The following is a 26,339-nucleotide window of genomic DNA, read 5'->3' as shown; positions in this document are numbered from 1 at the left end:
AGTTTTGCCCGGCGCGCGGACGCCAATCCACAGACAGAGCGTCCGCAGGCTTGCTTCAGAGATGATTTGGTTATATTTTATACAGTTATTTCGTCTTCATCATGTCATTCATCTTTTCCAATTCATTTTTTCAAAGTCAAAATTACTTATGACCACAGAACCGTCTAAAGCGCCACCGCTTTACCCGAAGACCCACCTGCTCGCGGCGAGTGGTATCGCCGCCCTTCTGAGCCTGGCGCTTCTGGTGTTCCCTTCCAGTGATGTTGAAGCAAAAAAGACGACCCTGAGTCTTGAACTGGAAAGCCCTGCAGAACAACTGACACAAGATCAAGACGCTGCCGACACCGTCCAAGCCACAAATGAGCCGGCAGCCTCCCCTTTCGCGCAGATCGAAAACAGCGCCGAAGACGCTCAGGAAACCGCCCAGGTCGCCCCCGTGCCAGTCGCCGAAGAAAGGAAGGCGCCAGGCCACAGGGAAGTGATCGTTGCCAAAGGCGACACTCTCTCGACCCTGTTCGAGAAAGTCGGCCTTCCGGCCACTTCGGTGCATGAAGTGCTGGCCAGCGACAAGCAGGCCAAGCAGTTCAGCCAGCTCAAACATGGCCAGAAGCTTGAGTTCGAGCTGGGCCCGAATGGCACGCTGACCAATTTGCACAGTAAAGTCAGCGACATGGAAAGCATCAGTCTGACCAAGAACGACAAGGGTTTTACGTTCAACCGCATTACCGCCAAGCCCACCGTTCGCTCCGCCTACGTTCATGGTGTGATCAACAGTTCGTTGTCGCAATCCGCCGCCAGAGCCGGTTTGTCCCACAGCCTGACCATGGATATGGCCAGCGTGTTTGGCTATGACGTCGACTTCGCCCAGGATATTCGCCAGGGTGACGAGTTCGATGTGATCTATGAGCAGAAGGTCGTCAACGGCAAAGCGGTCGGCAACGGTCCGATCCTCTCCGCACGCTTCACCAACCGCGGTAAGACTTACACCGCGGTGCGCTACACCAACAAACAAGGCAATAGCAGCTACTACACGGCTGACGGCAACAGCATGCGCAAGGCGTTCATCCGCACTCCGGTAGACTTCGCCCGCATCAGCTCGAAATTCTCCATGGGCCGCAAGCACCCGATCCTGAACAAGATCCGCGCCCACAAGGGTGTCGATTACGCAGCACCGCGCGGCACACCGATCAAGGCTGCCGGTGACGGTCAAGTATTGTTGGCCGGTCGCCGCGGCGGTTACGGCAACACCGTGATCATCCAGCACGGCAGCACCTACCGCACGTTGTACGGCCACATGCAGGGCTTCGCCAAAGGCATCAAGACTGGCGGCAGCGTCAAGCAAGGTCAGGTGATCGGTTACATCGGTACCACCGGCCTCTCCACCGGCCCGCACTTGCACTACGAGTTCCAAGTCAATGGCGTGCACGTCGACCCGCTGGGTCAGAAGGTGGCGATGGCCGATCCGATCTCCAAAGCTGAACGCTCACGCTTCCTCGCGCAAAGCCAACCGCTGATGGCGCGCATGGATCAAGAGAAAACCACCCAGCTGGCTTCGAGTAAACGCTGAGCCATGGCGCTCTATATAGGTGTGATGTCCGGGACCAGCCTAGATGGCCTGGACATTGCCCTGATCGAGCAAACCCCGGCGATCAAGCTGATCGCCACCCATTACATCCCCATGCCTGACTCCCTGCGCGCCGAGCTGCTTGGCTTGTGCGCCAGCGGCCCGGACGAGATTGCCCGCTCCGCCATCGCCCAGCAGAACTGGGTGAAACTGGCCGCACAGGGCATTCATACCCTTCTTGATCAACAAAACCTCAAGCCTGGTGACATTCGCGCGATTGGCAGCCACGGCCAGACCATTCGACACGAGCCGGCGCGCGGGTTCACGGTACAGATCGGCAACCCCGCCTTGCTCACCGAGCTGACCGGCATCACCGTGGTCAGCGACTTCCGCAGCCGCGATGTAGCCGCTGGCGGACAAGGCGCTCCATTGGTTCCAGCCTTTCACGAAGCCCTGTTCGATGCGCAGCCTGGTAACCGTGCAGTGCTGAACGTCGGCGGATTCAGCAACCTCAGCCTGATCGAACCCGGCAAGCCTGTCGCGGGTTTTGACTGCGGCCCGGGCAACGTCCTGCTGGATGCCTGGATTCACCGGCAACGCGGCGACAACTTCGATCGTGACGGCCAATGGGCCGCCAGCGGCAAGGTTGAACCTGTTCTGTTGAACGAGCTGCTCAGTGATCAATTCTTTGTAACCCGAGGCCCGAAGAGCACTGGCCGTGAAGTGTTCAACCTGCCGTGGCTGATGCAGCATCTATCACAACTACAGACCTTCGCTGCCGAAGACGTACAGGCCACGCTGCTTGAGTTGACTGCGCTGACCATCGTCGAGTCATTACAAAGCGCCCAGTCGGATACGCGGGAGTTGCTGGTCTGCGGCGGCGGCGCGCATAACGCCACGTTGATGAAGCGGTTGGCCAGCCTGTTGCCGAACGCAAAAGTCAGCAGCACCGCGACTCATGGCATAGATCCGGACTGGGTCGAAGCCATGGCCTTCGCCTGGCTGGCTCACTGCTGCCTGGAAGGCATCGCGGCCAACCGCCCGAGCGTCACCGGTGCCCGCGGCTTGCGCATTCTCGGCGCCATCTACCCCGCCTGATCGAAACCCCAGACAGCAAAACGCCGCAGAGCCTTGAAACCCTGCGGCGCCTGTTGATGCGGTGAGGTGCGATCAGATCGAGAACGAAGAGCCGCAGCCACACGTGGTGGTAGCGTTCGGGTTCTTGATCACGAAACGCGAACCTTCCAGACCTTCCTGGTAATCCACTTCGGCACCTGCCAGGTACTGGAAGCTCATCGGATCAACCACCAGGCTGACGCCTTCGCGCTCGACGATGGTGTCGTCATCGGCCACTTCTTCATCGAAGGTGAAGCCGTACTGAAACCCTGAACAACCGCCGCCCGTAACGAATACGCGCAGCTTCAAGCGATCATTCCCCTCTTCATCGACCAGGCTCTTCACCTTGTGCGCGGCACCGTGGGTGAATTGCAAAGCCGTGGGGGTGAAGGATTCGACGCTCATGCTGACTATCTCCCGGCGTTACGCCGCCATAATGCGTGATGACGCGCATTATCCGCTTCTCCCAGAAAATCGGTCAACTATTGTTACGGTATATCAGCCAACCCAATCGCCAGACCGAAATGCAAAAAGGCCCGTTCAACGGGCCTTTTTGCTGTGCGGGATACAGCCTTACGGCAGCATGCCGGCATGGGACAGGCCCAGGCGCTCATCCAGGCCGAACAGGATACTCAGGTTCTGCACCGCCTGACCCGACGCACCTTTGACCAGGTTGTCGATGACCGACAGCACCACCACCAGATCACCGTCCTGTGGCCGATGCACGGCGATACGGCAAACGTTGGCACCGCGCACGCTGCGGGTTTCCGGATGGCTGCCGGCCGGCATGACGTCGACGAACGGTTCGTTGGCATAACGCTTTTCAAACAGCCCTTGCAGATCCACCGAACGATCCACGACGGTCGCGTAGAGCGTCGAGTGAATACCCCGAATCATCGGCGTCAGGTGCGGAACGAAGGTCAGACCGACGTCCTTGCCCGCTGCGCGACGCAGCCCCTGGCGAATTTCCGGCAAGTGACGGTGCCCTTTGACGGCGTAAGCCTTCATGCTTTCCGACGTTTCGGAGTACAGCGAACCCACCGAGGCACCACGACCGGCACCGCTGACACCGGATTTGCAGTCAGCGATCAAGCGAGTGGTATCGGCCAGACCCGCTTCGAGCAGCGGCAGGAAACCCAATTGCGTCGCGGTCGGATAGCAACCCGGTACAGCGATCAAGCGCGCCTGCTTGATCTGCTCGCGATTGACTTCCGGCAAGCCGTAGACCGCCTCCTCCAGCAGTTCCGGCGCGCCGTGCGGCTGGCCGTACCACTTGGCCCACTCATCGGCGTCTTGCAGACGGAAGTCTGCCGACAGGTCGATGACCTTTGTCCCGGCAGCCAGCAACTCACCCGCCAGGGCATGGGCGACACCGTGCGGCGTGGCGAAGAACACCACGTCGCAGGCCCCGAGGGTCTTGATGTCCGGAACGCTGAACGCCAGGCCGTCGTAATGGCCTCGCAGGTTCGGGTACATGTCGGCCACGGCCAGGCCTGCCTCGGATCGGGAAGTGATCACTACCACTTCAGCTTGCGGATGCTGTGCCAACAGACGCAGCAGTTCGACACCGGTGTAACCCGTGCCGCCGACGATACCGACCTTGACCATAAACCTGCCCTCAACGAACCCACTGGAAAGCCGTCGATAATAGGGGCCGCGCGGCCCTGCGACAACCGTCAAGGTGACGTGTGGCGGCTCAAGCCTCTACTATTCCCGCTACCGTGAACCCTGGGAATAACTAAAAATGCTTTATCTGTGGCTCAAAGCGCTTCACATCATCAGCATGGTCTGCTGGTTTGCCGGCCTGTTCTATCTGCCGCGCCTGTTCGTCTATCACGCCCAAAGTGAAGACACCGTCAGCAAGGAACGCTTCAGCACCATGGAGCGCAAGCTGTACCGGGGCATCATGGGGCCGGCAATGATCGCCACCCTGGTGTTCGGCATCTGGCTGATCAGCCTCAACCCGAGTGCCTATTTCAGCCAAGGCGCATGGATGCACGCCAAGTTGACCCTGGTGGTGATTCTGATCGGCTACCACCACATGTGCGGCGCACAGGTAAAACGTTTTGCCCGTGGCGAAAACACTCGCAGCCATGTCTTTTATCGCTGGTTCAATGAAGTGCCGGTTCTGATATTGCTGGCTATCGTAATTCTGGTCGTCGTCCGACCGTTCTGACTCCAACAGGCACAACTCACCCGGGGTACTTCCAATGTCGTTGCCCGCCTTGCTTGAACAACGTTTGCGTCTGCCTGTAGTGGCGGCGCCGATGTTCCTGATTTCCAACCCTGAGCTGGTGCTCGCCTGCTGCCGTAATGGCGTGGTGGGCAGCTTTCCCGCGTTGAATCAGCGTGAGAGCAGCGGATTCAAGGCCTGGCTGGAAAAAATCGAAGCAGGGCTGGCGACACTGGAAAACCCCGCGCCTTACGCGGTGAACCTGATCGTCCACAACAGCAACCCGCGATTGCAGGCGGACCTGGCGATCTGCATCGAGCACAAAGTGCCGATTGTGATCACCAGCCTCGGCGCCGTGAAAGAGGTGGTCGACGCAGTACACAGCTATGGCGGCCTAGTGTTTCACGACGTGACGACCCGTCGCCACGCGGAAAAGGCGGCCGAGGCCGGCGTGGACGGTTTGATCGCCGTGGCTGCGGGCGCCGGTGGTCACGCCGGGACCTGGAGCCCGTTCTCGCTGGTTGCCGAGATTCGCCAGTTCTTCGACAAGACCCTGCTGCTGGCCGGCTGCCTGAACCATGGCCACGAGATTCTTGCCGCGCAATTGCTCGGTGCGGATCTGGCCTACTTCGGCACGCGATTTATCGGCACCACGGAAAGTCATGCGCCTGACGCTTATAAGGAGATGCTCCTGACTTCCAGAGCCGCAGACATCGTCCATACTCCAGCGGTGTCGGGTGTACCGGCAAGCTTCATGCGTCAGAGCCTGGAGGCCGCCGGTTTCGACATGGCGGCACTGCAACGCAAGGGCGAGGTAGACTTCGGCTCCAAGCTCAAACCGTTGAACGATGAAGCCAAAGCCTGGAAAACCGTGTGGTCCGCAGGCCAGGGCGTCGGAGAAATCGATGATTTGCCGAGTGTCGATCAACTGGTCGCACGTCTCGACGCCGAATACCGCAAGGCGCTGGAACTGGCAGCTGCACTGCCAAAACGCTGGCCGCGTTGACAGGAAAACTTGGCCAGTCCCTCCCGGCTGGCCCTACACTGCACCTTGCAACATCTTCTATTACAAACTCTCGCGACAAGGATGCCTCGGCCATGAGCGAAAACCGTTTCAAGATCGTCTTCGATGGCGCTCTGCTGCCAGGTGTTGACGCCACCACCGCGAAGCTCAATCTCGCCGAGCTGTTCAAAAGCGATGTCGCAGCCATCGAACGCCTGTTCAGCGGCCGCACGGTTGCACTCAAACGCGACCTGTCACACGCCGACGCGCAGACTTACCTTCAGGCGCTGACGAAAACCGGCATCGATGCACGAATCGAAACCGAACCCTCGATCGAGCTGAACCTGGCCGACGTTCATGCCAGCCCCCTATCGGCAGAACCAGAGTCCCCCTACGCGCCACCCCGCGCCGCTGTCGGCGAAGCACTGCCGGAGTTCGCCGCACTCAAGGCATTCAGCTTCGATGGCCGCATCGGCCGGCTGCGCTTTCTGGCCTGGACGATGGCGCTGACGCTGGTGACACTGGGCATTGGTTCCGTGCTCGCCGTTTTCGGCTTCGCCCTCATCAGCACCGACTCGACTGCCGGCCTGATTCTCGCGGGTCTGCTGGCCGTTATCCTGGTCGTGGTACTTGCGTTCATCAGCATCCAGTTCAGTGTGCAACGCCTGCACGATATCGGTTGGTCCGGCTGGCTCTGGCTGCTGAACCTTGTACCGTTCGTGGGCAGCGCTTTTCCGTTCGTCATCATGATCGTACCGGGGAACAACACTGCCAACCGGTATGGCGCACCACCACCGCCCAACAGCAACGCGGTCAGGGTACTGGCTTCGCTGTGGCTGGTGTTTATCGCGATCATGTTCGTTGGCGGGCTGACCGGAGGTCTCACGGCGATTCAGGATGAGTATGAAAGCGCCACTGATAGCGCCTACCAAAGCAGCTCCGTGACCACCGATGGAGTCGAAGCTGCGCCCGTCGAGGTCGACTCGGCAGCGGATTCAACCGATGATGCAGCCGAAGCAGCCGAGCCCCCTGTAGACTCTGCGAAAGAATGAACAGCGCTCCCCGCCCGTGACACCTGCGTCGCCGGCGCGGAGCCGTTGCGATGGAGAACTGCATGACCCGTTACGCTCTGATCACTGGCGCTTCCAGCGGCATCGGCCTGGCGATGGCCGAAGCGCTGGCCCGGCGCGGCCGCAGCCTGATTCTGGTGGCCCGACAGCGTGATCAGCTGGAAAGCATTGCGATTGAACTGACTCAACGTTTTGGTGTGGAAGTGTTGTTTCGTGCCTGTGACCTGGGCGAGCCGTTGCGCCTGTCCGGGTTTCTGCTGGAACTGGAGGAAGGCGACCGACAGATCGATTTGCTGGTCAACTGTGCCGGCATCGGCACCTGCGGCCCATTCCTGGCCCAGGACTGGATGACCGAGCAGGACTTGATCGAAGTGAATATCCTGGCCCTCACTCGCTTGTGCCATGCCATTGGTAACAGCATGGCCTTGCAGGGCGGTGGGCAGATTCTGAACGTCGCCTCGGTCGCGGCGTTCCATCCCGGCCCCTGGATGAGCACTTACTACGCCAGCAAGGCTTATGTGCTGCATTTTTCCGAAGGTTTGCGTGTTGAACTGAAAAAATGCGCGGTCAAGGTGTCGGTGCTCTGCCCTGGTCCGACACGCACAGCGTTTTTCCGCACCGCGCAACTGGACGCCGACAAACTGGGCGAGAGCAAACGGCTAATGAGTCCAGAAGAAGTCGCGCTCTATACCGTACGGGCCCTGGAGAAAAATCGCGCCATTATCATTCCCGGCCGCCTGAATCGCTGGTTCGCCTTCTTGCCGCGGCTCGGCTCGCGCTGGCTGACCCGGACAATCGCGGGCATGGTCAACAAGGCGTACTGCCCGCGCTGACCGCCCTCAAGGTAAAAAACTGGGCTCAGGCAGGGCCCATGCGTACACTCAAGCCAGCCAAACAACGGAGAAAACAGCTGTGGATACTCTGTTCACCAAGATCATCAACCGGGAAATCCCGGCGAAGATCATTTACGAGGACGACCAGGTACTGGCCTTCCACGACATCGCGCCACAGGCCCCCGTGCACTTCCTGGTGGTCCCGAAGAAACCGGTTCGCACCCTGAACGACCTCACCGAGGACGATAAGGCACTGGCCGGGCATATTCTGTTCACCGCGCAGCGCCTGGCTCTGGAACTGGGCTGTGAAGAAGGTTTCCGGGTGGTCATGAACTGCAATGAATTGGGCGGGCAGACCGTTTATCACATTCATATGCACGTGCTGGGGCAGCGCCAGATGCACTGGCCGCCGGGCTGATGTGGCGAGGGAGCTTGCTCCCGCTGGGCTGTGCAGCAGCCCCAATCCATGAGTCGTATTTTTCAGCCCGACCGATGGGCTGAATTTACGACCGCTTCGCGGTCGAGCGGGAGCAAGCTCCCTCGCTACAGATGACCCAGCGCAAACCCTCCCCCCGCCGATTGGGTTAAACTGGCCGCCGAGATTCTTCCCGGAGGTCAGCATGACTACCCAACGTCACTACTCGCCAATTGACCGTCTTCTGCTGCAAGCCGATGCCGCGATGCGTACTTTGCTGCCCTTCAGCGGTCAGCCCTACCGTCCGTCGCCTGCCATCGTGCAGCCGGATGCGCAAATGAGCGACGAGGACACCCGGCACGTCGCCGGTTTGATGCGCATCAACCATACCGGCGAAGTCTGCGCCCAGGCGCTGTATCAAGGTCAGGCCCTGACCGCCAGGCTGCCGCAAGTGCGCGCCGCCATGGAACATGCCGCCGAAGAAGAAATCGATCACCTGGTCTGGTGCGAACAACGCATTCACCAGTTGGGCAGCCACACCAGCATCCTCAATCCGCTGTTCTATGGAATGTCATTCGGGATTGGCGCGGTGGCCGGGTTGATCAGCGATAAAGTCAGCCTGGGCTTCGTTGCCGCCACCGAGCATCAGGTCTGCAAACACCTGAACGAACACCTTGAGCAACTGCCCGCCGAGGACGAAAAATCCCGTGCGATCCTTGAGCAGATGCGCATCGATGAAGAACACCACGCTGAAAGCGCGCTCGATGCTGGGGGGTTCCGCTTCCCGACACCGGTGAAGTTCGGGATGAGCCTGTTGGCCAAGGTCATGACCAAGAGCACTTATCGGATCTGACGCAGCGTCGTCAGCTCGCGAAGGCCATCACACGGTCTATCTGACAGACAGCAATAAAAAAGGCGACTGCCGCAAGGTAGTCGCCTTTTTCGTACCCGAAAATCTTAGCTCGGCATGTTACGTGCGTAGAAGATTTCAAGCATTTCGTGTTTCACACGCTCAGTCACCTGGGCACGTTGCTCAGAGGACAGGTTGTTGGTGGCGTCGCCGAACAGGTAGTTATCCAGTTCGAAGTTCTTCAACAGCATTTTGGTGTGGAACAGGTTTTCCTGGTACACATTCACGTCGGTCATCTGGTACGCGTCGCGGGTGTCTTCGGACAAGTAGTTCTGGATCGAGTTGATCTCGTGGTCGATGAAGTGTTTCTTGCCTTCAACGTCACGGGTGAAGCCGCGCACACGGTAATCCACAGTCACGATATCCGAATCGAACTGGTGAATCAGGAAGTTGAGCGCCTTGAGCGGTGAAATGACGCCACAGGTCGACACGTCGATGTCCACACGGAACGTCGCGATACCGTCCACCGGATGGATTTCCGGGTAGGTGTGCACCGTGATGTGGCTCTTGTCGAGGTGGGCCAGGATGATTTCGGGCAACGGGCCCGGAGACTCTTCGATCTGACTGTCGGTCGGGGTCACCGGCTCTTCAGAGATCAGAATCGTGACGCTGGCGCCTTGGGGTTCATAGTCCTGACTGGCGATGTTCAGGATGTTGGCACCAATGATATCGACAACTTCTGTGAGGATCTGCGTCAGGCGCTTGGCGTTGTACTCTTTATTGATGTACTCGACGTAAGCCTGTTGGTCTTGCGGGGTTTCCGCGTAGCAGATGTCATAGATGTTGAAGCTCAAGGTCTTTGTCAGGTTATTGAACCCGTGGAGCTTGAGTTTGCTTTTCACCGTTAAAAACTCTCTATGTATGCGGGCTGGCCGCGTGATCAAGCATGCCCGTCAGATGCGAACGACGCACCTGCGTAGGACGGTTAACACCTCTTCGCGATGGCGATTTTGGTTGTCTGTTCAGGCAAGCGACCTGTCGGTTGACCGATCACTGCCCTGAAAAAAGTGGCGCATTATGCAGACGTCAGCTATGGATCGCCAGAGTCTGCACCGCTTTTATGATAGTTGAATGTCGACTCAACCGAGTTCAATGATCTCGTAGTCGTGGGTAATCGCCACGCCGGCCGCGCCGAGCATGATCGAGGCCGAGCAATACTTCTCGGCCGACAGCTCGATGGCGCGCTTGACCTGAGCTTCTTTCAGCCCGCGGCCCTTGACCACGAAATGCATGTGGATCTTGGTGAACACCTTCGGATCTTCGGTCGCACGCTCGGCTTCGAGAAAGGCTTCGCAGCTTTCGACGGCCTGACGGGACTTCTTGAGGATGCTGACCACATCGAAATTGCTGCAACCGCCAACACCCAGCAGGAGCATCTCCATCGGCCGAACGCCCAGATTACGACCGCCGGCATCGGGCGGACCGTCCATGACCACGACATGACCGCTGCCGGATTCACCGAGGAACATGGCTTCGCCAGCCCATTGGATGCGTGCCTTCATCGCCAAGACTCCACTGTATAAAAAAGGGTCGCCAGCTTAGCACAGGGTCCTTGATTGGCAGCGCTTCGCCTTCCTAAGACATAACCATCTGCGGCGTAGGGCAAATTCTCGAATCCTGAAGGAATGCGTCTGTTAAGCTGGCGTCAATTCACTGGCGCACAGTGCTGCGCCAACCCCTACAAAAAAACAAACACACCGTGCAGTCTTTTCGGGATACAACCATGGTTGCTATTACCCCCACACCCAGAATCAAGAACCTCGACAAGCTGTTGATGCACTGCCAGCGTCGTCGCTATGCCGCCAAGAGCAACATCATCTGTGCCGGCGACCGCTCGGACACGCTGTTCTTCATCATCAAAGGCTCGGTGACCATCCTGATTGAGGATGACGACGGCCGTGAAATGATCATTGCCTACCTCAATTCCGGCGACTTTTTCGGCGAGTTGGGCCTGTTTGAGCAAGCCGGACTGGAACAGGAGCGCAGCGCCTGGGTACGCGCCAAAGTCGAATGTGAAGTCGCGGAAATCAGCTACGCGAAATTCCGCGAGCTGTCCCAACAGGATCCGGACATTCTTTACGTGCTCAGCGGACAAATCGCACAACGACTGCGCAATACCACGCGTAAGGTCGGCGACCTGGCGTTCTTCGACGTGACCGGGCGCGTTGCGCGCTGCCTGCTGGAGCTGTGCAAACAGCCAGACGCCATGACTCACCCGGACGGCATGCAGATCAAAGTGACCCGTCAGGAAATCGGCCGGATTGTCGGTTGTTCCCGTGAGATGGTCGGCCGCGTGCTCAAGGATCTGGAGGAACGCAACCTGGTCGACGTCAAAGGCAAGACCATGGTGGTCTTCGGTACGCGCTAAGCTCGGAAACTTAAGTTCGAAAAGCTCAGAAAGCTTAAGCTCCGAAACTTAGGCCCCGAGCATTTCCGCCAACTGGCGATACAAGGCATCGAGCCGTTCCAGCGCATCAGGAGCGGCAAACTTTTCATGCAGGGCGATGTGGCTTTCAGCGCGAACCCGCTGGTCCAGGCCGCAGGCTTCGTTAAAGCGATTGACTGCCGCGACCATCGAGTCTCGTTCGTTATCGATCAACATCGCCCCATGCACCAGGCCGACCGGACGCTGACCGCCTTTGCTCTGGCGCCAGCGTTGAGCCGTGCCGACCATCTTGCGACCATCGAGGTTGACGTTGAAACGGCCGTCACAGAACGCGCCCTCAATTTCGCCCAAGGACGACACGCCGCCCAACTCATCAAGCAGCTGACAAATCGGGTCGCAGAGTCGGCGATAGGCGGTCTCGATCCGATTCTGGTCACCTTCGCTGCGCGGTGGCGCATAGACCAGAGCGATGTTGAGGGTGGACGCCGATTGCGGCACCGGCTCACCGCCGGTTTCGCGCAGCAGTACCGGCCAACCGGCGGCCGCGGATATTTCGCATGCGGCGTCGAACAGTGGCAGACGATTCAAGCGCCGGGGCATGACCAGCGCGCGGTCAGTGGGTTGCCAAAACAGCAGGCCGAACTCCGACTCACCGGCGCACACATGGGCCAACAGGTCCTGTTCGGCGAGCAGGCCGGCTTCGATGGTCAGTAGGGTTGGTGAGGTCATAAGGTATTCCGTTGGGCATGAAGTCCGTGGCGCTACTTATGCCGCCATTGCGAGCAGGCTCGCTCCCACATTGGATCTCTGATGTTAGTAGATCTCTTGTGGGAGCGAGCCTGCTCGCGATGGGGTCGACTCGGTCTGCGTGTAATCAGTCGAGCGTAGAACCGCTCACTGGAGTGCCCCGCTCGGGAAAGAACAAGCGCTGCAGTTCGGAACCCGGGCTTTCGGCGCGCATGAACGCTTCGCCGACCAGGAACGCATACACATCGCTGATTTCCATCAGCTCGACATCGGCCCGGTTAAGAATGCCGCTTTCGGTAACCACCAGACGATCGCGGGGAATACGTGGCAACAGGTCGAGGGTGGTTTCCAGGCTGACATCGAAGGTGTGCAGGTTGCGGTTGTTCACGCCCACCAGCGGCGTGTCGAGGGTTTTCAAGGCCCGCTCCAGCTCGTCGCCATCGTGGACTTCCACCAGCACATCGAGGCCGACGCTTTTGGCCACGGCCGCCAGCTCGGCCATTTTCACGTCGTCCAGAGCAGAGACAATCAACAGCACGCAGTCAGCACCCAAGGCACGAGACTCGACGATCTGGTACGGATCGATCATGAAATCCTTGCGGATCACCGGCAGCTTGCACGCCGCCCGGGCCTGTTGCAGATACACATCGGCGCCCTGGAAGAAATCGATGTCGGTGAGCACCGACAGGCAAGTGGCACCGCCCTTTTCGTAACTCCTGGCGATATCGGCAGGCACGAAGTTCTCGCGAATCACGCCCTTGCTCGGTGAAGCTTTCTTGATTTCAGCAATGACCGCCGGCTGCTTGAGCTTGGCCTGAGCGATCATTGCCTTGGCGAACCCCCGGGTTGCATCGGCTGCCTTGGCCAAGGTTTCCAGTTCGGCCAGGCTTACGCGGGCGCTACGCTCGGCGACTTCCTGAACTTTGCGGGCCAGAATTTTTTCCAGAACCGTCGGTATACTCATCCCTCATTCTCCACTTTGAATACCGCGGTAAATGCACCCAATTCCTCAAGCTTTTCCCGAGCGAGGCCTGTGTGCAGCGCATCGTGCGCCAGGGCAACGCCTTCTTTCAAACTGCTGGCATGGTCGGCGGCGTACAGCGCGGCACCGGCATTGAGCACGATCATCTCGGCCGCTTTCTGACCGCTCTCGGTCTTGCGCTTGCCCAGGGCATCGCGAATCAGCTCAAGGGAGGCCGCCGGGCTTTCCACCGCCAGACCGTGCAGGCTCTGGCTCTTCATCCCCAGGTCTTCGGGTTCGACCCAATACTCGGTGATCTGATCATTCTTCAATTCAGCCACAAAGGTCGGTGCCGCCAGACTGAATTCATCCAGGCCATCCTTCGAGTGCACCACCAGCACGTGCTTACTGCCCAGGCGCTGCAAGACCTCGGCCAATGGCCGGCACAACGCCTGACTGAACACCCCCACCACCTGATGTTTCACACCGGCCGGATTCGTAAGCGGGCCGAGCATGTTGAACAAGGTGCGCAGGCCCAGCTCGCGGCGCGGGCCGGCAGCGTGCTTCATGGCGCTGTGGTGGGTCTGGGCAAACATGAAACCGATGCCGACGTTATCAATGCAGCGCGCCACCTGGACCGGGGTCAGGTTCAAGTAGATACCCGCCGCCTCCAGCAGATCCGCGCTGCCGCTTTTGCCCGACACCGCACGGTTACCGTGCTTGGCCACGGTGCAACCGGCCGCGGCGACGACAAACGACGACGCAGTGGAGACGTTGAAAATGTTCGCCCCGTCGCCGCCGGTACCGACCACATCGACCACGCCATCGAGGGTGTTGAGTTCGACCTTGTCCGCCAGCTCGCGCATCGCCGTCACGGCACCGACGATCTCGTCGATGCTTTCGCTCTTCATGCGCATGGCCATCATGAACGCGCCGATCTGCGCATCCGTGCATTGCCCGGTCATGATTTCGCGCATGACATCGCGCATCTCATCGGTACTGAGGTCGAGGTGGCCGACAATACGGCTCAGGGCTGTCTTGATATCCATGGAAAGTCCTTAGCGCGTGCCGCCGGTTTGTTTGAGGAAGTTGGCGAACAGCTCGTGGCCCTGCTCGGTGAGGATAGACTCAGGGTGGAATTGCACACCTTCAATATTCAGTGTCTTGTGGCGCAGCCCCATGATCTCGTCCACCGAGCCGTCTTCGAGCTGGGTCCAGGCGGTCAGCTCCAGGCAATCGGGCAGGGTCTCGCGCTTGACGATCAGCGAGTGATAGCGGGTGACCGTCAGCGGGCGATTCAGGCCTTCGAACACACCCTTGTCCTCGTGAAACACCGGACTGGTCTTACCGTGCATGACTTGACGGGCACGGACCACATCGCCACCAAAGGCTTGGCCGATGGACTGGTGCCCCAGGCAAACGCCGAGAATCGGCAGCTTGCCGGCAAAGTGCTTGATCGCTTCGATGGATATACCGGCTTCGGTCGGGGTGCAAGGACCGGGAGACACGACGATGCGCTCAGGGTTGAGGGCTTCGATTTCGGCAATGGTGAGCTCATCGTTGCGCACGACTTTGACCTCGGAGCCCAGCTCACCAAGGTATTGCACAACGTTGTAAGTAAAAGAGTCGTAGTTATCGATCATCAGCAACATGGCGTTAAGAACCTCTTGAATTCACTGACTTTTAATACGGCCTTCGAATGATTTACCCGCAGCGCACTGCGCTTTGTCAGGTGCTGGAGTGGCGCCAGCAAAGCGGCATTTCATACAGGTAAAGAAGGCAAAGCGGTACAGGTCCGGCCAGGCCGGCAGAAAAGATTCAGGCGCGCCAACGCCAACGGGCGTGTGCCTTGATGACTTGATCCAGGAGTTTGCTGACGATCAACACGGGGAAGGTCTCATTCATACGTCTGGGCACAGTAACTTAGCTGGGCAGAGCGTGCAATAAGGCCGGGGCGACAGCTCGTGAAACAATCGAAGGGTTCGCGACGGATGGCAAACGGCCGAAAGTTTTTGGTACTGTCGTTTCGTTTACCACAACAATAAATAAATGGACTTGCTCATGATCAAACAGAGATTGTTTGTACCGCTTGCCGGCTGCCTGCTCACCATGGCCTGCGCCCAAGCGATTGCCGCGCCCAATCCTTATTCGAATTTCGTTGTTTTCGGCGACAGCCTCAACGATGCCGGGCAGCTTACCGACTCGGGTGGCCCTGCCGGTGCGACAGAGCGTTTTACCAACCGGACCGGGCCGCTCTACCTGGATGGCAGTGGTGAATTACGCTCGCTGAACTCCACGCAACTGCTGGGTGGACGATTCGGATTCACCTCTGACCAGACAGCCGCTTCAACCTCGGCTGCGCGAGCCAACCAAGGGCTGGCGGACGGCAACAACTGGGCCGTCGGCGGTTACCGTACCGACCAGATTCTGGACTCGATCACCAGCGAATCCGCCACGGGCGAACGTACTCGGGCAGGTTATTTGCCAACGAACAACTTCCGCGCCGATCCAAATGCGCTGTATTACATTTCCGGGGGCGGCAACGATTTCCTTCAGGGCCTCGTGCTCAATACCGCCCAGGCTAACGCCGCGGCGAATCGACTGGCCGACAGCGTGCAGACTCTGCAAAGCGCCGGCGCCAAATACATCGTGGTCTGGCTGCTGCCCGATCTGGGACTGACTCCCGCCGTCAATGGCACCTCATTACAAGCCTCGATCTCACAGCTGAGTACCGACTTTAATCAGCAGTTGGTCACCCGCCTCGCGGGGATCAACGCCGAAATCATTCCGCTGAACATTCCACTGCTGTTGCAGGAAGCAGTCGCCGACCCGACGCGCTTCGGCCTCGCCTCTGGCCAGAACCTGACAGCCACCTGCTTCAGCGGTAACAGCTGTACGGAAAATGCTGTCTATGGCATCAACAGCGCTACCCCGGACCCGAGCAAGCTGATTTACAACGACTCGGTCCACCCCACTGAAGCCGGGCAAAAACTGATATCCGATTACGCCTATTCCTTGCTGTCAGCACCTTGGGAGCTGACGCTGTTGCCGGAAATGGCCCACGCCACCTTACGCGCCCACCAGGATGAACTGCGTAGCCAGTGGCAATCCGACTGGGAGAACTGGCAGGCCGTCGGCCAATGGCGCGCGATTGTCGCCGGCGGCGGTCAGCACCTGGATGTCGATAGCCAAAGCAGCGGCGCCAGTGCCGATGGCAGCGGCTACAACCTGAATATCGGTGGCAGCTATCGCCTGAATGAAGCCTGGCGCGTCGGCGTGGCAGCCGGCTTCTATCGTCAGAACCTCGAAGCGGGCAACAACGATTCGGACTACAAACTCAACAGCTACCTGGCGACCGCCTTCGCCCAGTTCCAGCAAAATCGCTGGTGGGCCGATGCCGCATTGACCGGTGGCAAGCTGGATTACGACAACCTCAAGCGCAAATTCGACCTGGGTGTCAGCGAAGGGGCGGAAAAAGGTGATACCGACGGCCATCTCTGGGCCTTCAGCACTCGCCTTGGCTACGACATTGCCCAACCGGGCAGCGAATGGCACCTGTCACCGTTCATCAGCGCCGATTACGCAAAGGTGGAAGTCGACGGTTACTCGGAGAACAGCAACCGCTCCACCGCGCTGACCTTTGATGATCAGACCCGAGACTCGAAACGTCTGGGCATCGGTTTGCAAGGCAAATACAACTTCACCCGTCAGACCCAGGTGTTTGGCGAATATGCCCATGAGCGCGAGTACGAAGATGACGTTCAGAAGGTCAACATCGCCCTCAACAGCCTGCCGTCCCTGGACTTCAATCTCCAGGGCTACACGCCGCAAAGCCATCTCAACCGCTTAAGCCTGGGGGTCAGCCACAAATTGACTGCCGACCTGGCGCTGCGTGGCGGCTATACCTTGCGCAAGGATGATGACTTTACCCAGCAGGGCATCAACGTTGGGGTAACGCTGGACTTCTGACCCTTCACACGCCAAAGGACGCATCGGCTCGTGTAGGAGCTGGCGCAGCCTGCGATCTTTTGGCGGCATTGGGAGCGACCGAGGTACAAGATCAAAAGATCGCAGCCTTCGGCAGCTCCTACGGGGGAAATGGCAGGCACAAAAAAACGCGGCGCCCTCACAGGCGCCGCGTTTTTTTATGGATCACTGGTCCGGCGTCTGCTCGGCCAGGGCCACGGCGCGGAACATGGCGCGACGCTTGTTCAGGGTTTCTTCCCATTCCAGTGCCGGCACCGAGTCGGCGACGATGCCGCCACCGGCCTGTACGTGCAGTTCGCCGTTCTTGATCACCGCGGTACGGATCGCAATCGCGGTGTCCATGTTGCCGTTCCAGGCGAAGTAACCGACCGCGCCGCCGTAGACGCCACGCTTGACCGGTTCCAGCTCGTCGATGATCTCCATCGCGCGAATCTTCGGCGCGCCAGACAAGGTGCCGGCCGGCAGGATCGCCCGCAGTGCGTCCATCGCTGTCAGCCCGGCCTTCAATTGGCCGGTGACGTTGGACACGATGTGCATCACGTTGGAATAACGCTCGATGACCATCTTCTCGGTGAGTTTCACCGAACCGATTTCCGAGACACGCCCCGTATCGTTGCGGCCCAGATCGATCAGCATCAAGTGCTCGGCGATTTCCTTGTCGTCCGACAGCAGGTCTTTTTCCAGCGCCAGATCAGCCTCTTCGTTGGCGCCCCGAGGACGGGTGCCGGCGATCGGGCGCACGGTGATCAGGTTGTCTTCGACCCGCACCAGCACTTCCGGCGAACTGCCGACGACGTGGAAGTCACCGAAGTTGAAGAAGTACATGTAAGGCGTCGGGTTGAAGCAGCGCAGCGCCCGGTACAGGTCGATAGGCGCAGCCTTGAAGTCGATCGACATACGCTGGGACGGCACGACCTGCATGCAGTCACCGGCCAGGATGTATTCCTTGATGGTGTCGACGGCTTTTTCGTAATCGCTCTGGGTGAAACTCGAACGGAACACCGGATCAGCCGATTGCTGCTTGCTGAAGTCCAGGCCACGGCGTGGGGTGATCGGCTGACGGAGTTGTTCCAGCAGCGCTTGCAGACGCGCTTGCCCTTGCTCGAAGGCGTCTTCCTGCGACGGATCGGCCAGGACAATCGCGTGCATCTTGCCGGCGAGGTTGTCGAACACCACTACCGCGTCGGAGACCATCAGCAGAATGTCCGGCACGCCCAGCGGATCCGGGTTCGGGCATTTGCCCAGACGCTTCTCCACATAACGTACGCAGTCATAACCGAAGTAACCCACCAGACCGCCATTGAAGCGTGGCAGACCGGCGATGGTCGGCACGTTATAGCGCGCCTTGAAGGCTTCGACGAAGGCCAGCGGGTCTTCAACATCGTGACTTTCGATCTCGACGCCGTCGTGGGTCACGCTGACGTGGTGATCATGAACCCGCAGCACGGTACGGCACGGCAGGCCGATGATCGAATAACGGCCCCACTTCTCGCCGCCCTGCACCGATTCCAGCAGATAGGAGTTGGGCTCGTCGGCCAGTTTCAGGTAGATCGACAGCGGCGTGTCGAAGTCGGCCAGGGTTTCGCAGGCAAGCGGTATGCGGTTGTAGCCGGCAGCGGCCAAACGCAGGAATTCTTCGCGGATCATGAGGTGCCTCGTGGCTTGAGGGTCTAACGGTCAGGTATGCAAACGCGCCGGTACGCCGGCCAGGAACAAGTCAGGCGCGCCAACGCCAGCGGGCCAGGGCCTTGATGACTTTCATCCAGAGTTTGCGAGTGACCACCACGATGGCGTTTCCAGGAGGGGATTGAACAGCGTCGGGCAACGTTATCCCAGCGGCCGGATCCAGGCAACCGGGAATTAGTTTGCGTAGATCATCGATGACCAGCGTCGGCGACTCTTCGGCAATCGGCCGGCCGTGGTTATAGCCATAACTGAGGGCCACGCATTTGACCCCCGCCGCTTTCGCCGCCAGCACATCGCTGCGCGAGTCGCCGACGAACAACGATTGCGACGCCGGAATGTTGGTCATTTTCATCACGAAAAACAGCGCGGCCGGGTCCGGTTTTTTCTGCGGCAGGGTGTCACCGCCGATGATCAGGCGGAAATAACGACCGATCTTCATCTGATCCAGCAGCGGCGCGACGAAGCGCTCCGGTTTGTTGGTGATCAGCGCCATCTCGACACCCTGCTTGTGCAGCCATTTCAGGGTATCGCGCACGCCGGGGTAAACCACGGTCAGCTCGTGACCGTCCTCATAAAAGCCGTTGAACAACTCCAGGGCATGTTCGGCCTCGACCTCATCGACACCCTCGGCATCGATGTGATTGGCCAAGGCCCGGCGCACCAGCATCTGCACGCCGTTGCCCACCCACTCACGCACCGATTCGATGCCGGCAGGTTGGCGCCCGAGTTTGAGCAGCATGTTATCCACAGCCGCCGCGAGGTCGGGGACCGAATCGACCAGCGTGCCATCCAGATCGAACATCACCAGCCGCGGCAGACGCCCCGGGAACAGCTGCTCAAAACCGCTCATGGGCGAGCCAGCGCCAGTTCGGAGCGCATTTTTTCAATCACTTCCTGATAGTTCGGCGCATTGAAGATCGCCGAACCGGCCACGAAGGTGTCAGCGCCGGCAGCCGCGATTTCACGAATGTTGTTCACGTTCACGCCACCGTCGATTTCCAGGCGGATGTCACGACCGGAGGCATCGATCAATGCCCGCGCTTCACGCAGCTTGTCGAGGGTGGCGGGAATGAACTTCTGCCCGCCGAAGCCCGGGTTGACGCTCATCAGCAGGATCATGTCGACCTTGTCCATCACGTACTTGAGCACGTCCAGCGGGGTCGCCGGGTTGAACACCAGACCGGCCTTGCAGCCGCCTTCGCGGATCAGTTGCAGGGAACGGTCGACGTGCAGCGTGGCTTCCGGGTGGAAGGTGATGTAGGTCGCGCCGGCCTCGATGAAGTCACCGACGATGCGATCCACCGGGCTGACCATCAGGTGCGCGTCGATCGGCGCAGTCACGCCGTACTTGCGCAGCGCGGAGCACACCATCGGGCCGATGGTCAGGTTGGGCACGTAGTGGTTGTCCATGACATCGAAGTGCACGAAGTCGGCGCCGGCGGCCAGGACGTTGTCCACTTCCTCACCCAGGCGGGCGAAGTCGGCGGAGAGAATCGATGGAGCAATGACGAAGGGCTGCATGACGCACCTTTTTTGAGCAGAATCACGATGGCGCGCATTGTATACCTCATGCTTTGACGCGCGCACCGTGCTGCGATGATCAGTAGGCCGCTCGGTAGATCTTCTCGATATCGACGGCCGTCAATTTGCGCGGATTGTTGCGCATCAGCCGTTCGATGCCGGCGGCTTCCACGGCCATGGCCGGGATCGCGTCCTCGGGCACTCCGAAACTGCGCAACCCCAGCGGGATTTCCACCACCGCACACAGCTCGGTCATCGCCTCCACGGCTTTGTCCGCCGCTTCGTTGGCGCTCAGATGAGCGGTCTTCACCCCCATGGCCTCGGCAATATCCTGCATGCGTTCAACGCAGGCCATCTTGTTCCAGGTCATGACATACGGCAGCAACAAGGCATTGCTGACGCCATGGGCAATGTTGAAACGCCCACCCAGGGGATACGCCAACGCATGCACCGCGCCAACCCCGGCATTGCCGAACGCCATGCCGGCCATCAGGCTGGCGGTGGCCATGTCTTCGCGGGCTTGCAGATGGGAAGGATTGGCGTAGGCCTTGGGCAGCGCCTTGGTAATCAGCTTGATCGCGCCAATGGCCAGGGCATCGGTGATGGGCGAGGCACTGAGCGACAGGTAGGACTCGATGGCATGCACCAGCGCATCGACGCCACTGGCGGCGGTGACACTGCGCGGGCAGGTCAGGGTCATTTGCGGGCTGACCAGCGCCACGTCCGGCAACAGGTAATCGCTGATAATGCCCTTCTTCAGCTGCGCGACCCTGTCGGAAAGAATCGCCACATTGGTCACTTCCGAACCGGTGCCGGCAGTGGTCGGGATGGCGATCAGCGGCGGGCCTTTGCGCGGCACCTGATCGACGCCGAACAAATCCTCCAGTGCGCCGTGGTAACCGGCGTAGGCCGCAACACTCTTGGCTATGTCGATGGCACTGCCGCCACCGAGGCCGATCAGCCCGTCATGCCCGCCTTCGCGGTAAACCCGCATGCAATCTTCGACGATGGCAATTTCCGGGTCCGGCAGCACCCGGTCGAAAATCTCGTAACTGCGCTCACCCAACTGCGCCAGCGCCAACTCTACCGTGCCCGACTTGACCAGTGCGGCGTCGGTGACGATCAGTGGGTTGTCGATGTCCAGACGCGTGAGCTCAGCCGCCAGTTGCTCGATGGCCCCTGCACCAGTGATCAGTTTGTGAGCGATTTTGAAAGAGGAAAGACTCATGTGCGCAGCCTCTTATAGATAGGGGAGCTGGGCACAATAGTAGCTGGGGATTGGGGTTTGTCTGTTATTCAAATCATGAATCACCGCAGATTCCGAAATCACCCTAAATCCCTGTGGGAGCGGGCTTGCCCGCGATGGCGTCATGACATCCAACATCAGTGCTGACTGATGCACCGTCATCGCGGGCAAGCCCGCTCCCACATTTTTACCGCCTGTGGCTTCAGACCTGCGCGGTGCGCAGTTTTTCGCTGCGCCCACGCAGCCATTCCAGCGTCAGCAACAGGATCACCGAGAATGCGATCAGCAACGTCGCGGCAGCGGCGATCGTCGGGCTGAGGTTTTCGCGGATGCCGCTGAACATCTGCCGAGGCAAGGTCGCTTGTTCGGGGCCAGCGAGGAACAGCGTCACCACCACTTCATCAAACGAGGTGGCGAAGGCAAACAGCGCACCAGAGATCACGCCCGGCGCAATCAACGGCAAAGTCACCCGACGGAACGTCGTCAGTGGCGAAGCGCCCAGGCTTGCAGCGGCTCGCACCAGATTCTGGTTAAACCCCTGCAAGGTCGCCGATACCGTGATGATCACGAACGGCACGCCCAGCACGGCGTGCACAACGATCAACGAGATATAGCTGTTGCCGAACCCCAGTGGAGCGAAGGTCAGGTAACTGGCCACACCAATGATCACCACCGGCACCACCATCGGCGAAATCACCAGCGCCATCACCAGCGCCTTGCCCGGGAAGTCCCCCCGGGTCAGGCCGATGGCCGCCAGCGTACCGAAGATCATCGCCAGTACCGTCGCTGCCGGGGCGACGATCATGCTGTTCTTCAACGAACGCATCCATTCGGCCGAAGCAAAGAAGTCCTGGTACCAGTGCAGCGAGAAGCCTTGCAGCGGATAGACCAGAAAACTCCCCGAGTTGAACGACAACGGAATGATCACCAGCACCGGCAGGATCAGGAACAACAAAATCAAGCCGCAGAGAATCCGCAAGCTGTAGAACCACACCCGTTCGATGGGCGACATATAAGGACTCAGCATTTCACTCTCCCCTTAGCTCAGGCGCAGGCGACTGGCGCCCACCAGCCAGCTGTAAATCAGATAAAGCACCACGGTCGCCAGCAGCAACAGCCCACCGAGCGCGGTCGCCATGCCCCAGTTGATGCTGGTGTTGGTGTAGAAGGCGACGAAATAGCTGACCATCTGATCGTTCGGGCTGCCCAGCAACGCCGGGGTGATGTAGTAGCCGATGGCGAGGATGAACACCAACAGGCAACCGGCGCCGACACCGGCATAGGTTTGCGGGAAGTACACCCGCCAGAAACTGGCGAACGGGTGGCAGCCGAGGGAAATCGCTGCTCGCATGTAGGTCGGCGAAATGCCTTTCATCACGCTGTAGATCGGCAGAATCATGAATGGCAGCAGGATGTGCACCATCGAGATATAAACCCCGGTGCGGTTGAATACCAGCTCCAGCGGCTTATCGATGACACCCATGGCCATCAGACCACTGTTGATGAGGCCACCCGATTGCAGTAGCACGATCCACGCCGCGACCCGCACCAGAATCGAGGTCCAGAATGGCAACAGCACCAAAATCATCAGCAGGTTGCTCTGGCGCGATGGCAGGTTCGCCAGCAGGTAGGCCAACGGGTAGGCCAGCACCAGGCAGATCATGGTAATGATCAGGCCCATCCAGAAGGTCCGGGCAAAGATATCGAGGTAGATCGCCTGATCGGGAGTGGCCCGGGCCAGTTCGCCGAGGTCGTCGATACGGTGGTCGACGGCGGCCAGCAGGTAATAAGGCGTCACGCCACTGGTGTTGCGACGCACGACCTGCCAATAGGCCGGATCGCCCCAGCGCTCGTCGAGCCCTTCCAGCGCAGCTTTATAAGAAGTCGGCTCCGTGGCGAACGGCAAGGCGCGTGCGGTTTTGGTCAACAGGCTGCGGTAGCCGGCCAACTCCATGTTCAAGCGCTTGGACAAGTCGCCCAAGGTCTGATTCTTGCGGGCTTCGGCAAGGTCTTCGCTGGCTGCCTTATAGACTGGCTCAGCGGGCAGGCCGCGGCCATCCCAGCTGGCGATGGCCGCCACGGTGCGCGGCATGACGCCGACCACTTCCGGGTTGCCGACGCTTTTGAAGAGCAGCGCCACGATCGGCACCAGGAACACCAGCAACAGAAACAGCACCAACGGCGCGATCAAGGCTTGTGCTTTCCAGCGATTGACACGCTCGGCGTGCTTGAGCCGCTGCTTCAAGGTGGGGTCAGTGCCCGCGTTCACGGGAACGGCGATAGCCATGGCGTACTCCGGAAATCGATCTTTCTAATTCGAACAACCTGTGGGGGCGAGCTTGCCCGCGATGACGATGTATCAGTCAACATGAATGCTGAATGTGATGACGCCATCGCGGGCAAGCCCGCTCCCACATTAGTTGTGGTTACTTCGCTGCCCAGGAATTGAAGCGCTGCTCCAGTTGCTCGCCGTTGTCAGCCCAGAAGCTGACGTCGATCTGCACCTGGTTGGCGATGTTTTCCGGGGTGGTCGGCATGTCTTTCAGGACATCCTTGGCCAGCAACGGCACGGCTTGGGTGTTGGCCGGGCCGTAGGCGATGTTTTCCGAGTAGGTCTTCTGTTGCTGCGGTTGCACCGAGAACGCGATGAATTTTTTCGCCGCTTCGGCACGGGTCTTATCCAGACCTTTTGGAATCGCCCACGCGTCGAAGTCGTAGATGCCGCCGTTCCACACCACTTTCAGGTTGCTTTCTTTCTGTACCGCCGCGATCCGGCCGTTGTAGGCCGAGCTCATGACCACGTCACCGGAGGCGAGGTATTGCGGCGGTTGTGCGCCGGCTTCCCACCACTGAATGTTTGGCTTGAGCTCATCGAGTTTCTTGAACGCACGATCCTGACCGTCCTTGCCGGCCAGCACTTTGTAGACGTCTTTCGGCGCCACACCATCGGCCATCAAGGCGAATTCCAGGGTGTACTTGGCGCCTTTACGCAGGCCGCGCTTGCCCGGGAATTTCTTGGTATCCCAGAAATCGACCCAACTGGTCGGTGCGGATGCCAGCTTGTCGGCGTTGTAGGCCAACACTGTCGACCACACGAAGAAGCCCACGCCGCAAGGCTGGATAGCACCTTTGACGTAGTCTTCGGACTTGCCGAACAGCTTCGGATCCAGCTGCTCGAACATGTCTTCGTCGCAACCACGGGACAGTTCTGGCGATTCAACTTCCACCAGGTCCCAGGACACGCTCTTGGTATCGACCATGGCTTTGACCTTGGCCATCTCGCCGTTGTATTCGCCAGCGACGATTTTGCCGTGACCGGCCGCTTCCCACGGTGCGTAGAAGGCTTTGACCTGCGCCGCCTTGTTCGCCCCGCCAAAGGAAACCACAGTCAGGTCCGGACCCGCCGCCATCGCGTGCGCCGCACCCATCATGCCCACGACCAGGGCGGTGAATTTCAGGGATCTCAACATTTATTGTTCTCCAACTGCAGGGTTAGTGTTGGTGAAGCGGGGGCGATCAGTGCGCCTCTAGAAGTGGGTCGAGCGCGCGAACGTGTTCGACCTGCCAGCCAAGCGGTACCACGTCGCCGACAGCCAGCGCGGGATCGAGCTCGGCAATCGGTTGTTTCACGAAGAAGTCGGTCTTGCCGCAGACTTCCAGGCGAACCCGGACGTGGTCGCCCAGATAGATGAATTCCGCCACCCTCCCTGAGAAGCGGTTGACACAGGACTCGCTCGAGCCATTTAGGCTCACGCGCTCCGGACGAATCGACAGCGTGACGGGCTCGCCGGTCTTGCCGACGTTGACCGCCAGCGCCTCGACCTTTTCACCGCGACCGAGCTCGACCACGCAGCGGTCGCCGGTATGGCTGTGCAAGCGACCGTTGAGGCGGTTGTTCTCGCCGATGAAGTTGGCAACGAAGGTATTTTTCGGCTCTTCGTAGAGCGTGCGCGGCGGTGCAATTTGCTGAATCTCACCCTGGTGGAACACGGCGACGCGGTCGGACATGGTCAGGGCTTCGCCCTGGTCGTGGGTCACGTAGACCACGGTCACGCCGAGGCGCTGGTGCAGGTGCTTGATTTCCATCTGCATGTGTTCGCGCAGTTGTTTGTCCAGTGCGCCGAGGGGTTCGTCCATCAGCACCAATTGCGGTTCGAACACCAGGGCGCGAGCCAGGGCCACACGCTGCTGCTGACCGCCGGACAGTTGCGCCGGATAGCGCTGGGCGAAGGCGTCGAGCTGAACCATGCTCAGCACACGTTTGACCCGGTCACTGACGTCGCTTTTGTTCAAGCCGCGTACGGTCAGCGGGAACGCCAGGTTCTCGGCCACAGTCATGTGCGGAAACAACGCATAGTTCTGGAACACCATGCCGATATCGCGTTTATGCGGCGGCACGTTGTTGATGGAACGCCCGGCCAGTTGAATCTCCCCGGCGGTTGGCGTTTCAAAACCGGCGAGCATCATCAGACTAGTGGTCTTGCCGGAGCCGGATGGCCCGAGCAAGGTGAGGAATTCGCCTTTGCGAATATCCAGGTTGAGGTCTTTGACGATCAGGTTCTCGCCGTCGTAGCTCTTTTGCACTCCACGAAAGCTGACCAGAATTTCGCTGGCCCCTGCGCTTGAATCAACCTGGCTCATACCCACACCTTTGTTATTGATGACTGCTGTGGACTAAGCCTAGTGGACGCTGGGAGCCGCGCAAATCGGGGCGCAGGAGA

General features: G+C 59.6%; 26 protein-coding genes. 10 read left to right on the top strand and 16 right to left on the bottom strand.

Going from position 1 to position 26,339, the window contains the following annotated elements; all coding sequences use genetic code 11:
• The first annotated feature begins 148 nt into the window (after nucleotides 1–148).
• Complete coding sequence (locus QMK51_RS03135; RefSeq protein WP_320393148.1) at nucleotides 149–1,567, top strand: peptidoglycan DD-metalloendopeptidase family protein; 1,419 nt, start codon at nucleotides 149–151, stop codon at nucleotides 1,565–1,567.
• A gap of 3 nt (nucleotides 1,568–1,570) precedes the next feature.
• The gene (locus QMK51_RS03130) at nucleotides 1,571–2,662 is read left to right on the top strand and encodes an anhydro-N-acetylmuramic acid kinase (RefSeq protein WP_320393147.1); all 1,092 of its coding nucleotides are present in this window, start codon (nucleotides 1,571–1,573) and stop codon (nucleotides 2,660–2,662) included.
• Between the two features lie 72 nt (nucleotides 2,663–2,734).
• Here the strand turns inward: QMK51_RS03130 and erpA are convergent, their stop codons facing one another.
• Together erpA and argC are read right to left on the bottom strand one after the other, a co-directional pair.
• The gene (gene erpA, locus QMK51_RS03125; RefSeq protein WP_007906865.1) at nucleotides 2,735–3,085 is read right to left on the bottom strand and encodes an iron-sulfur cluster insertion protein ErpA; all 351 of its coding nucleotides are present in this window, start codon (nucleotides 3,083–3,085) and stop codon (nucleotides 2,735–2,737) included.
• A gap of 168 nt (nucleotides 3,086–3,253) precedes the next feature.
• Entirely contained in the window at nucleotides 3,254–4,288 is a 1,035-nt protein-coding gene (gene argC, locus QMK51_RS03120) for an N-acetyl-gamma-glutamyl-phosphate reductase (RefSeq protein WP_320393146.1), read from the bottom strand.
• A gap of 136 nt (nucleotides 4,289–4,424) precedes the next feature.
• Between argC and hemJ the strand changes: the two genes are divergently transcribed.
• The 6 genes from hemJ (at nucleotide 4,425) to coq7 (ending at nucleotide 9,027) form a co-directional block, all read left to right on the top strand.
• The gene (gene hemJ, locus QMK51_RS03115; RefSeq protein WP_320393145.1) at nucleotides 4,425–4,856 is read left to right on the top strand and encodes a protoporphyrinogen oxidase HemJ; all 432 of its coding nucleotides are present in this window, start codon (nucleotides 4,425–4,427) and stop codon (nucleotides 4,854–4,856) included.
• A gap of 34 nt (nucleotides 4,857–4,890) precedes the next feature.
• Nucleotides 4,891–5,859: a nitronate monooxygenase family protein gene (locus QMK51_RS03110; protein ID WP_320393144.1), complete on the top strand. Its 969-nt coding sequence runs from the start codon at nucleotides 4,891–4,893 to the stop codon at nucleotides 5,857–5,859.
• A gap of 92 nt (nucleotides 5,860–5,951) precedes the next feature.
• Nucleotides 5,952–6,908 (top strand): DUF805 domain-containing protein, encoded by a 957-nt coding sequence (locus QMK51_RS03105; RefSeq protein ID WP_320393143.1) that lies wholly within the window; start codon nucleotides 5,952–5,954, stop codon nucleotides 6,906–6,908.
• Between the two features lie 62 nt (nucleotides 6,909–6,970).
• Nucleotides 6,971–7,759, top strand: coding sequence for an SDR family NAD(P)-dependent oxidoreductase (locus QMK51_RS03100; protein ID WP_258698819.1), 789 nt, complete (start codon nucleotides 6,971–6,973; stop codon nucleotides 7,757–7,759).
• 79 nt (nucleotides 7,760–7,838) lie between these two features.
• Nucleotides 7,839–8,177, top strand: coding sequence for a histidine triad nucleotide-binding protein (locus QMK51_RS03095; protein WP_007906873.1), 339 nt, complete (start codon nucleotides 7,839–7,841; stop codon nucleotides 8,175–8,177).
• Nucleotides 8,178–8,379: 202 nt separating this feature from the next.
• Entirely contained in the window at nucleotides 8,380–9,027 is a 648-nt protein-coding gene (gene coq7 / locus QMK51_RS03090; protein ID WP_258698818.1) for a 2-polyprenyl-3-methyl-6-methoxy-1,4-benzoquinone monooxygenase, read from the top strand.
• A gap of 104 nt (nucleotides 9,028–9,131) precedes the next feature.
• On the opposite strand, the gene speD is transcribed toward coq7, so the two are convergent.
• Both speD and QMK51_RS03080 read right to left on the bottom strand, forming a co-directional pair.
• Nucleotides 9,132–9,926 (bottom strand): adenosylmethionine decarboxylase, encoded by a 795-nt coding sequence (speD, locus tag QMK51_RS03085; RefSeq protein WP_258698817.1) that lies wholly within the window; start codon nucleotides 9,924–9,926, stop codon nucleotides 9,132–9,134.
• A gap of 237 nt (nucleotides 9,927–10,163) precedes the next feature.
• Nucleotides 10,164–10,586, bottom strand: a complete 423-nt coding sequence (locus QMK51_RS03080) for an OsmC family protein (protein ID WP_007941657.1) — start codon at nucleotides 10,584–10,586, stop codon at nucleotides 10,164–10,166.
• A 221-nt stretch (nucleotides 10,587–10,807) separates the two neighbouring features.
• Here QMK51_RS03080 and crp point away from each other — a divergent pair, with 221 nt between their 5' ends.
• On the top strand, nucleotides 10,808–11,452 hold the full coding sequence (crp, locus tag QMK51_RS03075; RefSeq protein WP_258698816.1) for a cAMP-activated global transcriptional regulator CRP: 645 nt from the start codon (nucleotides 10,808–10,810) through the stop codon (nucleotides 11,450–11,452).
• A 48-nt stretch (nucleotides 11,453–11,500) separates the two neighbouring features.
• Here crp and QMK51_RS03070 read toward each other — a convergent pair whose 3' ends face one another.
• The 4 genes from QMK51_RS03070 to QMK51_RS03055 all read right to left on the bottom strand — a co-directional run bounded on the left by QMK51_RS03070 (nucleotide 11,501) and on the right by QMK51_RS03055 (nucleotide 14,830).
• Nucleotides 11,501–12,199 carry a lipoyl protein ligase domain-containing protein gene (locus tag QMK51_RS03070; RefSeq protein WP_320393142.1) on the bottom strand — a complete coding sequence of 233 codons (699 nt, stop codon included), beginning with the start codon at nucleotides 12,197–12,199 and terminating at the stop codon, nucleotides 11,501–11,503.
• A gap of 145 nt (nucleotides 12,200–12,344) precedes the next feature.
• The gene (gene trpC, locus QMK51_RS03065) at nucleotides 12,345–13,181 is read right to left on the bottom strand and encodes an indole-3-glycerol phosphate synthase TrpC (RefSeq protein ID WP_320393141.1); all 837 of its coding nucleotides are present in this window, start codon (nucleotides 13,179–13,181) and stop codon (nucleotides 12,345–12,347) included.
• Nucleotides 13,178–14,227: an anthranilate phosphoribosyltransferase gene (gene trpD / locus QMK51_RS03060; protein ID WP_258698813.1), complete on the bottom strand. Its 1,050-nt coding sequence runs from the start codon at nucleotides 14,225–14,227 to the stop codon at nucleotides 13,178–13,180. Before trpD ends, trpC begins: the two co-directional genes overlap by 4 nt.
• 9 nt (nucleotides 14,228–14,236) lie before the next feature.
• On the bottom strand, nucleotides 14,237–14,830 hold the full coding sequence (locus tag QMK51_RS03055; RefSeq protein ID WP_008067458.1) for an aminodeoxychorismate/anthranilate synthase component II: 594 nt from the start codon (nucleotides 14,828–14,830) through the stop codon (nucleotides 14,237–14,239).
• Between the two features lie 409 nt (nucleotides 14,831–15,239).
• Between QMK51_RS03055 and estP the strand changes: the two genes are divergently transcribed.
• The gene (estP, locus tag QMK51_RS03050) at nucleotides 15,240–17,147 is read left to right on the top strand and encodes an esterase EstP (protein WP_320393140.1); all 1,908 of its coding nucleotides are present in this window, start codon (nucleotides 15,240–15,242) and stop codon (nucleotides 17,145–17,147) included.
• 183 nt (nucleotides 17,148–17,330) lie between these two features.
• Here the strand turns inward: estP and trpE are convergent, their stop codons facing one another.
• From trpE to QMK51_RS03010, 8 genes are all read right to left on the bottom strand, one after another.
• Nucleotides 17,331–18,812, bottom strand: a complete 1,482-nt coding sequence (gene trpE / locus QMK51_RS03045; RefSeq protein ID WP_258698811.1) for an anthranilate synthase component I — start codon at nucleotides 18,810–18,812, stop codon at nucleotides 17,331–17,333.
• 70 nt (nucleotides 18,813–18,882) lie between these two features.
• On the bottom strand, nucleotides 18,883–19,701 hold the full coding sequence (locus tag QMK51_RS03040; protein ID WP_258698810.1) for a phosphoglycolate phosphatase: 819 nt from the start codon (nucleotides 19,699–19,701) through the stop codon (nucleotides 18,883–18,885).
• Nucleotides 19,698–20,372 carry a ribulose-phosphate 3-epimerase gene (gene rpe, locus QMK51_RS03035; RefSeq protein ID WP_007941649.1) on the bottom strand — a complete coding sequence of 225 codons (675 nt, stop codon included), beginning with the start codon at nucleotides 20,370–20,372 and terminating at the stop codon, nucleotides 19,698–19,700. The genes QMK51_RS03040 and rpe overlap by 4 nt, the downstream gene beginning before the upstream one ends.
• Nucleotides 20,373–20,451: 79 nt before the next feature.
• Entirely contained in the window at nucleotides 20,452–21,600 is a 1,149-nt protein-coding gene (locus QMK51_RS03030) for an iron-containing alcohol dehydrogenase (RefSeq protein WP_258698809.1), read from the bottom strand.
• A gap of 220 nt (nucleotides 21,601–21,820) precedes the next feature.
• A complete protein-coding gene (locus QMK51_RS03025) occupies nucleotides 21,821–22,645 on the bottom strand; it encodes an ABC transporter permease (RefSeq protein ID WP_258698808.1) in 825 nt (274 codons plus the stop codon).
• Between the two features lie 12 nt (nucleotides 22,646–22,657).
• A complete protein-coding gene (locus QMK51_RS03020) occupies nucleotides 22,658–23,905 on the bottom strand; it encodes an ABC transporter permease (RefSeq protein WP_320393139.1) in 1,248 nt (415 codons plus the stop codon).
• 139 nt (nucleotides 23,906–24,044) lie between these two features.
• Nucleotides 24,045–25,088 carry an ABC transporter substrate-binding protein gene (locus QMK51_RS03015; protein WP_320393138.1) on the bottom strand — a complete coding sequence of 348 codons (1,044 nt, stop codon included), beginning with the start codon at nucleotides 25,086–25,088 and terminating at the stop codon, nucleotides 24,045–24,047.
• A gap of 46 nt (nucleotides 25,089–25,134) precedes the next feature.
• Nucleotides 25,135–26,259, bottom strand: a complete 1,125-nt coding sequence (locus QMK51_RS03010; RefSeq protein WP_320393137.1) for an ABC transporter ATP-binding protein — start codon at nucleotides 26,257–26,259, stop codon at nucleotides 25,135–25,137.
• Between the last annotated feature and the right edge of the window lie 80 nt (nucleotides 26,260–26,339).

This window comes from Pseudomonas sp. P9_31 (genome assembly GCF_034008235.1).
Taxonomy (GTDB): domain Bacteria; phylum Pseudomonadota; class Gammaproteobacteria; order Pseudomonadales; family Pseudomonadaceae; genus Aquipseudomonas.
This window is presented reverse-complemented; position numbering and strand designations above follow the sequence as displayed.